Raw genomic sequence first — 10,071 nt, 5'->3', positions numbered from 1 at the left:
GATGATTACTTGGCACGCCACGTTGTAGTGAAAGTAATCCTCCAGCACCAAACTGAGTAAAGCGTTTTACTAATCGTGATACTTGACGACAGCTCAAGTTAAGTCGACGAGCTGCTTCAACACCAGTAATTTGTTTATCACAAACATCTTGAATAACTTTGATTCGGCTTAATTCATTTTCAGTCATAGTGAGCAACATTTATTGATTCCAGTTCATAGCAAAACCTATGATCTGAAGATAGTTCAACATGACATTTCTAACGGGTTCAAACCGGACATTTCTAAATGGGACTTACAACCTCAGTGCGCATTATGTATATTATGTTAAATAGGATGTAGAGTGGAGATATGTGTAACCCATATTGTATTGAGTTACTCTTTATTACCTCCCCCTTTAGTATATGGCTCGTTATGGTTATCGGTATTTAATCGTAATTGAAATTTATCATACATTTGGTGCTTAATACGTGACTCAGATCTTGATGGCTAATTGTTCGATCAAAACTGGCTGCGTTAAAAATACAGCCAGTTTTAAATTTACTTTATTGATGCTTTGGCTCTTGTTTTAAATCCTGATATTTAATGAGCATCAAATCTAGTTCTTCAGGTCGTATTGGCTTAGCCAAAAATCCATTCATACCTGCTTGATTATAAAGAAATTGATCACTTTGCATTGCATTTGCTGTTAATGCGACGATTGGTGTATCAATATTGAGCTTTCTGATGTATTTAGTCGCTTCTAGTCCATCTAAAACTGGCATTGATATGTCCATTAGTACTAAATCAAATGATTTGTGACACTGTAACAGTTTTGATATTGCTTCCTCACCATGATTACTTATCGTAACTTTATGCCCTCGACGTTCTAACATTAACTTAGCTACAAGTTGATTTGTCGGACTATCTTCGGCAAGTAATATATTAAGTGATATTGTTGGTTTAGCTGTTTTTTGTTCAGTTTGTTTTTCAATTTGAACAATAGCAGGATGAATAGGAAAAATTGCGGTAAAACAACTACCAATACCTAATTCACTTTTAATTGTAATATTTCCCTGCATTTTATTAATTAATAACTGACTTATCGTTAAACCTAATCCTGTACCACCATATTTACGGGTGATACTACCATCAGCTTGATGAAATGGATTAAAGAGTTTTTTTTGTGAATTGTCAGCAATACCAATTCCTGTATCAAAAATGGAAACTTCAATGTTGTTATCAACTTTACTTGCAACTATTTTAACTGAGCCCATATTAGTGAATTTTATAGCGTTACCAATAAGGTTAAACATTATTTGAATGATGCGGTTTTTATCAGAAAAGATATATGTAGGAATTGATTCATCAATATTGCACTCTAACAGTATTTTTTTCTTATCAGCTTCTGGTTGAAGTTGACTTTTTACCAAGGTAATACTGTCTGAAAAGTTTATATTGCTATTAAATAGTTCGAAGCTACCAGATTCAATACGAGATAAATCAAGAATATCATTAATAATTGTTAAGAGTAAATGTGCTGATTGCTCCATTTGCCCTAGCCATTGTTGCTGCTCATTTTCCAATCCTGATGACGATAATAAATCCATTAAACCTAATACGGCATTTAATGGTGTCCGTATTTCATGGCTCATCATTGCTATGAATTGTGATTTTGCTTTGTTTGCTGATTCTGCTTGCTTACGGGCCTGTTGTAAATCAAATAAGCGCTTTTTCCTAACACTGATATTTTTTACCGTACCACGATAACCCAGTAATAATCCGTATTTATTATAATAAGGCGTACCACTAAAACTTAACCATTGTTCTTTGCCATCAATGACTAATTGCCATTCGAGATCTTCAAAAGATTGATTTTGTTCTAACTGCAAACGGAATTTTTGTTTGAAATCCTCATGGTCATCAAAGAACTCCATGATATTATCTTTATCTATTAGATGGTTAGCAATATGAGATGCTGAAATATAACTGAAATTATATTCAGTATCTATTTCCCAGAACCAATCACCAACCGTTCGTGCAAAATCTTTAAAACGTTGTTGGCTGTGTATTAGTTCTTGCGTTCTGGCTGTGACTAACGACTGCAATCGTTCTCGATAATCTATATCAATGATCGCACGTTCAAGTAATGGTCTGAATCGATTTAAAACACGACGGCAACTAGACGTGAAATGCCCTTTTTCAGTGCTCATAAGAATGATTATGGCATCCCCAGAGCTTATTTTTACACCGGTAATTAAGCTTGAATTGCAGATCTTTAATAGTTCTGTACTTTTATTCTTAAACTCTTCGATATCTTTGGGGGAATATAAAGCAATACATTCTCCGTTTATACAGCGATTAAATGTGCTGTCAACTTTCCAAAGACTAAAGTCAAGCGTTGTAACTGTGCTCATCAATACGTGTAAATCTGATGCTTCGTCATCACGAGTTAAAACGATCGCATTATCGAATGCAATAAACTTATGTAAAACGGCTAATAAACTATTGAAAACCTGACGTTTATTATTTGCGCCAGCCATGGCTGAAACGCCTTCAAGAATGGCGGCGTTCTCTATCCGTAGTTGATATTCTCTTTCTTGACTACGCTGAAGGTCCAATAATGTTTCTTGCAGTTTTTCCGAATCAAAACCAATCATAATTATTAGTCCCTATGAAAAACAACAGCTGAAATCATTAAATTACCATGCGCATTCTCACCTGTCACAAATTGTCCTTGTTCACCAAAAGTGAATGGGCAAACAAAAGGTTTATCATGCATTGCTATTTTTACAAATAAAGCCACTTCTTCCATTCGCTTTTGAACTTTAAGCATACAACCAGCACAATATATTGTCAGACCACCAATTGGGTTTAATTCAATTCCATTGGTTGAAGTAACAACTCGTCCAGCTCGAGTTATTAATCGTTCATCAGTACCCGTCATAAAATATAAACGTTCGCCTTCAATAATAGAGGCAAACATTTTTAAACCATTCGTTTTAGTTACCATTAATGGGTGAGCTAATTTAAAGTAAGGTAGATCATGAATCTCTCCGACTAAACGTCCAAGAGGATGCAAACTACTTTCATTTATAATGCTGCTGTTTGCCTCAAAACGTTGTTGGATCCATTTTTGATAAACATCAGCGGCAGGTTGATGATCTAATTCAATTATTTCACGGCCTTGAACTTTTGTTGCAATGGCTGAATATGAAGTAGCAGCATAACCAGAGTGGAAAGAAAAACTTATTTCACAATTAGGATAAAAAACCGCAATGCCTATACCCTGTTGTGTTTGTTGTTCTTGATTAAATATTTTCCATTTATTATTAACATGATCATCAGCTGCACTGCCACCAATAATGGTAATATTTTTTCCAACAACATCTTCAATACCTCTAATAACCTCTTCTTCATTACCCGGTGTTGCATGAAGCAATATTAATGTTGGTGATTCACCAAGACGGCCGCTATTGCTAATCGCTTTAAGTATTGCTTGGCGTGCAATATTAAAAATGGATCCATTAGATGAAACAATCGATGTTCCATAAGCACCAACAATATCATTAATTGCCCAAAGTGCGATACCTTGCCCATTAATATACCCATCTTCTGTCATAAACCCCTGACAGGATGAACATGCAAGAAAAGGTGTATTTGGATAGTATTTAGTTAATGTTAATTGTAAAACGTCATAATCATAATCTTCAGAAAAATACAACAAGAGCAATGAAGGCGGTGCAATTTTCTCATCTAATTTATTAATTGCATCAACAATCGCATCATGAGAATTATTTAACACAGAAAAGCTTGTTGCAATATCCATAGCCATATCTTTTAAATTTTCCCTTATAATAATCATTTTTTTAATATGATCAGTAAGTAAATTATTTTAATTATTATTATTATTTTGTTAGGAATTAACCTGTTATCTTCTATCATAGTACAGTTAATTGACTTAAGGCGTTTTATATCATATTCGATTTTTCAAAGTGTCATATTGACTACTGCGGGATGATAATTGATGATTCATAAAGAGTAAATATTTACTGTTAAATTTACTCTTTATTCTATCTGCAACGTGAAAAATAGCGCCATGTATCTTATTTAGTTACTGTAAATTCTGACGAATAAGTAGTGTCATGTACTTTAATATCAATCGACCATGTCATTTTATCATGGATACATTGAGGTATTGTGAACTCACCGATCCAACTATTCTTTTGTGGTTTAAATATAATGGGTAATACTCCCATATTCATACTAACACCACTCACCGTTGCACTAGGTTCAACTTGAAGATTATTAATATGCAACATAATTGGTATTCCTGATTTTGGCATCACAGGTAATAACGTAACGGTAACAGGCTTATTCTCAATATTAAATAAACAATTTCCAGTATTTAAACTACATATTTTAACGTCATTTGTTGTTGTTGGTTGTGCTTCATATGTCACTGTTCTCCAAACAAATGCCGTAATTAAAACAATCATTAAAATAATAATTTGAATTAATCGTCCCTTGGTTAATTTTTGTGCCGCCATTTTATATTAATTCCTTTATTACTGTTATTGCACTATTCACTAACTAAAAATTTCATGTTTGATACTAAGTGCTAATCTTATAAGGAGCTAACACTTTTCCTATATTAAGACATAGGTATAGCTAGGAATGAATTCAAATAGTATAACATCACCCACTGCTCAACGTTGCTATCATTGTGACGAGAAAATACCTAAAGGATGTCAATTTCATCTTGAGATCTTGGGAGAATCGCGAAGTTTATGTTGTGCAGGATGTGAAGCAGTAGCGAAGATTATCATTGATAATAACCTAACTGATTATTATCAATATCGTACTCAATCGGCAGATAAATCGGCACTGGTTCCACCGAATATAAAAGCATTGTGCCTTTATGATCATCAAGAAATTCAAGATGATTTTGTGAGTGACAATGAGCAACAGCATAAAGAAATATCCCTTTCTATTGATGGTGTTTCTTGTGCCGCATGTGCGTGGTTAATAGAGAAACAATTAAAGAAGCAAACGGGTGTTATCACGATTGAAGTTAACATTACAACTCATCGAGCTTTATTAGTTTGGGATGCTGAACGTGTAAAATTAAGCCATTTATTAATTATTATTCATCAATTAGGTTATAAAGCTGCCCCCTTTGAAATTGATGTTCAGGAGCAACATTATCAGCAAACAATGCGCCAATATCTCTATAAGTTAGGAGTTGCTGGTATTGCAACAATGCAAGTTATGATGTTTTCAGTTGCTCTCTATTTTAATTTTTTTAATGAACAGAATAATAATATTCGTGATTATTTACGTTGGGTAAGTCTGTTCATAGCAACCCCTGTCTTATTATATTCAGCACTGCCTTTTTATCGTAATGCCTGGTTAAACATAAAAACATTAACGTTAGGTATGGATGTTCCCGTCTCTATTGCTTTACTTTTTTCTTATATCGCCAGTTTATATGCCACAATGACTGAACAAGGCGACGTTTTTTTTGAATCAATTTCGATGTTTACCTTTTTCCTGTTACTTGGTCGATTTTTAGAGATGCGAGCTCGTCGTCATGCCGCAACTATGAGTGCTAATCTGTTAAAACTTATCCCTGCAATGGCTACTCTCGCTTCTGGTGAGCAAATTGCGGCAAAAACACTCAAGAAAAGTGACATTGTAACAATTCCCCCTGGTGAATATTTACCAGCTGATGGCATCATTATTCAAGGCTCAACAACGATCAATGAGTCAATGCTAACCGGAGAATCTATTGCGGTTAGGCGTACTGAAAATGATACTGTTTTTACCGGAACTATTAATGGTGATGGCAATATTACAGTGAAAGTTACACATAATCGTAAAGACGCATTAATTTCTAGGATTGTTCGTTTACAAGATCATGCTTTATATTCAAAACCGAAAATAGCGTTAGTAGCTGATAATGTTGCGCGCTATTTTGTTGGTGCTATTTTACTGATTGCTCTTTCAACATGGTTATATTGGAATGTTTATCGTCCGCAAGATGCATTATGGATAACAGTTTCAGTATTAGTTGCCACTTGTCCTTGTGCATTATCACTAGCAACACCGACAGCAATAACTTGTTCAACAGCAATGCTAGGACGGCTAGGATTATTGGTTCGTCGGGGTCATGTATTAGAAACATTGTGTAAAGTAAATCATATCCTATTAGATAAAACTGGTACGTTAACTGAAGGTAATATTCAACTGGTTAAAACTAAACTATTTGATCAATATTCCACATCTGAAGTCTTAATGTATGCGGCTGAACTTGAGCGTTATGCTAATCATCCGTTAGCTAAAACGTTCTCACCTTATCAAGCATCAACAATACTCTTTGATAAAGTGAATAACGTAATTGGACACGGTTTAAGTGGCACCATCAATCAACAACAATGGCGAATTGGTAAATATGGATTCGTGACTAACAACCTGCCGTCAGTTAATTGTCCTATAAGTAATAAATACCATGACGATTTTTCAATATGGCTATCATGTAATAACCGCATAATTGCCGCTTTTAAAATTGAAGATCCAATTCGTAAAGACAGCAGACGATTAATTAATACCTTTAAGCAACAAGGAATTAAAGTCACAATGTTAACAGGTGACGGTTCTGTTCATGCTCAACGAGTCGCACAAAAATTAAATATTGATCATTTACAAACCAATATGACGCCAGTAAGTAAATTAGATTACTTAAAAAAGATGCCATCGACTGACATTTCATTGATGATTGGTGATGGTGTTAATGATGCACCTATTTTAGCAGGTGCTCACCTTTCTATTGCATTAAGTAGTGGGACTGATATTGCTAAATCATCAGCAGATATAGTGTTATTAGGTGATAAATTGTTTTCGATCATTGCAGCTAGAAAATTAGCATTACGTACTCGCCACATTATTTATCAAAATTTAGCATGGGCATTAGGCTATAATCTAATTATTCTACCATTAGCTATAACGGGTCTTGTTGCTCCTTATATAGCGGTTATAGGTATGTCGGCAAGTTCAATTATTGTTGTATCAAATTCTTTAAGGTTATTAAAATAAATGGCAATTATTTACATATTAATACCGATTGCGATTTTTTTTGTCTGCCTCGCAATTACTGTTTTTTTATGGGCAGTGAAGACTAATCAGTTTGATGATTTGGAGCGCAGAGGCTATGATATTTTGTTTGATGATGACATAGAAAAGCCTCAAAAACCGTTGAAAACAACATCAAAAAAAAGTAGTAAAACATCAATTTCTGAACATGATTGAACTCAATTTTATGACGGCATTGATCATTGGTTTAAGCGGTGCAGGCCATTGTATTAGTATGTGTGGTGGTATCGCTGCTGCTGTTACCATTGGAATGCCAGATAAACCACAACATCATTGGGTCTATTTATTATGCTATAACATCGGTCGAATAAGCGCTTATATGGTAGCTGGGCTGATTGTTAGTCAAGCTGTAGTTCAAGTTATTACGGTGAGCGATTCAACTAGCATATTGATTTTATTGCGAATTTTAGCTTCTATTATGATGATCATCTTAGGGCTATATGTCGGAAAATGGTGGTCTGGTCTTACTTATATTGAGCGTGTTGGTCACCAACTTTGGCGCTATATTATGCCAATAACCAAGCATTTTTTACCATTAACATCACCTTTTAAAGCTATTCCTTTTGGTTTTCTTTGGGGGTGGTTACCCTGTGGATTAGTTTATTCAACATTAACATGGGCAGCTGTTTCTGGAAGTGCAATGGATGGAATGATCATCATGCTCGCTTTTGGATTGGGCACATTACCTGCCATGTTAACGGTCGGTACGGTTGCCGATAAACTAAAATTCTTACTCCAAAACAGTTATTTTAAACGTATTAATGGTCTATTTATTATCATTTATGGACTACATACTGGTTATATTGCAATCAAACAAATGTTGTAAGGTTTTTAATACTCGTAATATTGCTTCATAATATGGTAAAATATTGACCTACATCAAATTGGTTAGATAGGCATATGATCTCAGAAAAATTTACCACAAAACGCATTCAATCCGGTGGTTGTGCTATTCACTGTCAAGATTGCAGCATTAGCCAACTGTGTATCCCATTCACTTTGAATGAATCAGAGTTAGATCAACTGGATCAAATAATAGAACGTAAAAAACCAATCCAGAAAGGTCAAGAACTCTTTAAAGCAGGTGATGAGCTTAAATCATTGTATGCAATTCGTTCTGGTACGATTAAAAGTTATACTATCACCGAACAAGGTGATGAGCAGATCACTGCATTCCATTTAGCGGGTGATTTAGTTGGGTTTGATGCAATTAATGAAATGCAACACCCTAGCTTTGCGCAATCATTAGAAACATCAATGGTATGTGAAATACCTTTTGAGATTCTTGATGATTTAGCGGGTAAGATGCCAAAACTTCGCCAACAAATCATGCGTTTGATGAGTAGCGAAATTAAAGGCGATCAAGAAATGATTTTATTGTTGTCTAAGAAAAATGCTGAAGAACGTTTAGCTGCATTTCTTTACAACCTATCATTACGTTTCTCTCAACGTGGATTTTCTCCTCGTGAGTTCCGTTTAACAATGACACGTGGTGATATTGGTAATTATTTGGGCTTAACCGTTGAAACGATAAGTCGTCTATTAGGTCGTTTTCAAAAGTCTGAGATGCTAAGTGTAAAAGGTAAATATATAACAATCTTAGATCACGATGAGTTGGCAAAACTTGCTGGTGTCAGTAAGAGCAATAATTTGTAGTAGTATACCCTATCTGATCAATTCCGAATCAGGCACTATTCAGTGCCTGTTTTTATATGTCTGCTTTTCTTTATTATCGATAATCTACATTATGTAGTCATACATTATGAATCTATATTATTGTTCATTTATCTCATTTTTACATTTTCTTACTCAAACTACTCCCCATCTTGGTTGGTTTAGAGTACAGTAAATATTATATTAATTTTTTAATCACTTGATTTAAAAGTGCATCAGATAAATGCAGCGGCACATATGTTCTCTTTGTTTTTATTGATTCAAAAAGAGATTCTGCCGTAGGGAGACATTATTATGCAAAAATATAAAAATATACTTGTTGTCGCTGATCCTGAACGCGAACAACAACCTGCAATCTCTCGTGCGATTCATTTAGCGAAGACTTGTGATAACGTAAAGATTATTGTTTTCCTCGCTATTTATGACTTCTCATATGAAATGACATCAATGCTTTCTTCTGACGAACGTGATGCAATGCGTCGTGGTGTCGTTATGCAACGTGAAGAATGGCTAAAAGAAATCATACAGCCTCATACAGAGAAAGGCATTAACATCGAAATTAAAGTCGTATGGCATAACCGTCCTTACGAATCTATTATTGCCGACGTATTTAGCCAAGATATTGATTTATTAATAAAAGCCACACATGAACATGCAAAATTAGGATCAGTTATCTTTACACCAACAGACTGGCATCTATTACGTAAATGCCCTGTTCCTGTTTTATTAGTAAAAGGTGAAAACTGGCCAGCAAATGGTAATGTTCTTGCTTGTGTGAATTTATCAGCTGAAGATGAAACCCATGAAGATCTTAATGATAAAATTGTAAAGGAAGCGATTGCTTTCTCATCAATCACACATGCAAATGTTAATTTAGTTAATGCCTACCCTGCTACACCTGTCAATATTACTATTGAACTACCTGAGTTTGATCCTGCGTCATACACTGATGCTGTTCGTGGTCATCACTTAATGACAATGAAAGCCTTACGTCAGAAGTATACTATTGATGAAGAACAAACCTATGTTATAGAAGGTTTGGCTGAAGAGGTTATTCCAAAAGTTGCAGATGAAATAAATGCAGAACTTGTGATCCTTGGTACTACGGGACGTACTGGGTTATCCGCAGTCTTTATTGGTAATACGGCAGAGAATACTATTGATAGCTTAAACTGTGACTTACTGGCTTTAAAACCTGATGGTTATATTAGTCCGTTAGCACCTAACTCTATTGATTAATAAGATCTATTCATGGCTATTTAAAGATAA

General features: G+C 34.7%; 9 protein-coding genes. 5 read left to right on the top strand and 4 right to left on the bottom strand.

The genetic code is table 11. The features are described from left to right. From BTO21_RS05055 to BTO21_RS05040, 4 genes are all read right to left on the bottom strand, one after another. A partial coding sequence (locus BTO21_RS05055; protein WP_244906765.1) for a helix-turn-helix domain-containing protein occupies positions 1-187 on the bottom strand: 187 nt, incomplete at its 3' end. Between the two features lie 355 nt (positions 188-542). Beyond that, a complete protein-coding gene (locus BTO21_RS05050) occupies positions 543-2,636 on the bottom strand; it encodes a PAS domain-containing hybrid sensor histidine kinase/response regulator (RefSeq protein ID WP_105026713.1) in 2,094 nt (697 codons plus the stop codon). Between the two features lie 5 nt (positions 2,637-2,641). After that, the gene (locus tag BTO21_RS05045; RefSeq protein ID WP_045030456.1) at positions 2,642-3,805 is read right to left on the bottom strand and encodes an FIST signal transduction protein; all 1,164 of its coding nucleotides are present in this window, start codon (positions 3,803-3,805) and stop codon (positions 2,642-2,644) included. Positions 3,806-4,082: 277 nt separating this feature from the next. Beyond that, a complete protein-coding gene (locus BTO21_RS05040; protein ID WP_045030454.1) occupies positions 4,083-4,526 on the bottom strand; it encodes a hypothetical protein in 444 nt (147 codons plus the stop codon). A 127-nt stretch (positions 4,527-4,653) separates the two neighbouring features. Here BTO21_RS05040 and BTO21_RS05035 point away from each other — a divergent pair, with 127 nt between their 5' ends. The 5 genes from BTO21_RS05035 (at position 4,654) to uspE (ending at position 10,041) form a co-directional block, all read left to right on the top strand. Continuing rightward, positions 4,654-7,071: a heavy metal translocating P-type ATPase gene (locus tag BTO21_RS05035; protein ID WP_105026712.1), complete on the top strand. Its 2,418-nt coding sequence runs from the start codon at positions 4,654-4,656 to the stop codon at positions 7,069-7,071. Then, positions 7,072-7,284 carry a cbb3-type cytochrome oxidase assembly protein CcoS gene (gene ccoS, locus BTO21_RS05030; protein ID WP_065193707.1) on the top strand — a complete coding sequence of 71 codons (213 nt, stop codon included), beginning with the start codon at positions 7,072-7,074 and terminating at the stop codon, positions 7,282-7,284. It abuts the gene before it with no gap. A gap of 10 nt (positions 7,285-7,294) precedes the next feature. Then, entirely contained in the window at positions 7,295-7,954 is a 660-nt protein-coding gene (locus tag BTO21_RS05025; protein ID WP_373455475.1) for a sulfite exporter TauE/SafE family protein, read from the top strand. 74 nt (positions 7,955-8,028) lie between these two features. Further along, on the top strand, positions 8,029-8,784 hold the full coding sequence (locus BTO21_RS05020) for an FNR family transcription factor (protein WP_045030450.1): 756 nt from the start codon (positions 8,029-8,031) through the stop codon (positions 8,782-8,784). Positions 8,785-9,096: 312 nt separating this feature from the next. Then, positions 9,097-10,041, top strand: coding sequence for a universal stress protein UspE (gene uspE, locus BTO21_RS05015; RefSeq protein ID WP_045030448.1), 945 nt, complete (start codon positions 9,097-9,099; stop codon positions 10,039-10,041). Positions 10,042-10,071: the final 30 nt, after the last annotated feature.

This window comes from Photobacterium phosphoreum, assembly GCF_002954725.1.
Taxonomy (GTDB): Bacteria; Pseudomonadota; Gammaproteobacteria; order Enterobacterales; family Vibrionaceae; genus Photobacterium; species Photobacterium phosphoreum.
Note: the sequence above shows the minus strand (reverse complement) of the source record. Positions and strands in the feature narration are given on the sequence as shown.

Bases quoted from the DNA above. Each gene is read 5' to 3' on its own strand.
- BTO21_RS05050 (WP_105026713.1), bottom strand. From the start codon at position 2,636: ATGATTGGTTTTGATTCGGAAAAACTGCAAGAAACATTATTGGACCTT.
- BTO21_RS05020 (WP_045030450.1), top strand. From the start codon at position 8,029: ATGATCTCAGAAAAATTTACCACAAAACGCATTCAATCCGGTGGTTGT.
- ccoS (WP_065193707.1), top strand. From the start codon at position 7,072: ATGGCAATTATTTACATATTAATACCGATTGCGATTTTTTTTGTCTGC.
- BTO21_RS05040 (WP_045030454.1), bottom strand. From the start codon at position 4,526: ATGGCGGCACAAAAATTAACCAAGGGACGATTAATTCAAATTATTATT.
- uspE (WP_045030448.1), top strand. From the start codon at position 9,097: ATGCAAAAATATAAAAATATACTTGTTGTCGCTGATCCTGAACGCGAA.
- BTO21_RS05025 (WP_373455475.1), top strand. From the start codon at position 7,295: ATGACGGCATTGATCATTGGTTTAAGCGGTGCAGGCCATTGTATTAGT.
- BTO21_RS05035 (WP_105026712.1), top strand. From the start codon at position 4,654: ATGAATTCAAATAGTATAACATCACCCACTGCTCAACGTTGCTATCAT.
- BTO21_RS05045 (WP_045030456.1), bottom strand. From the start codon at position 3,805: ATGGATATTGCAACAAGCTTTTCTGTGTTAAATAATTCTCATGATGCG.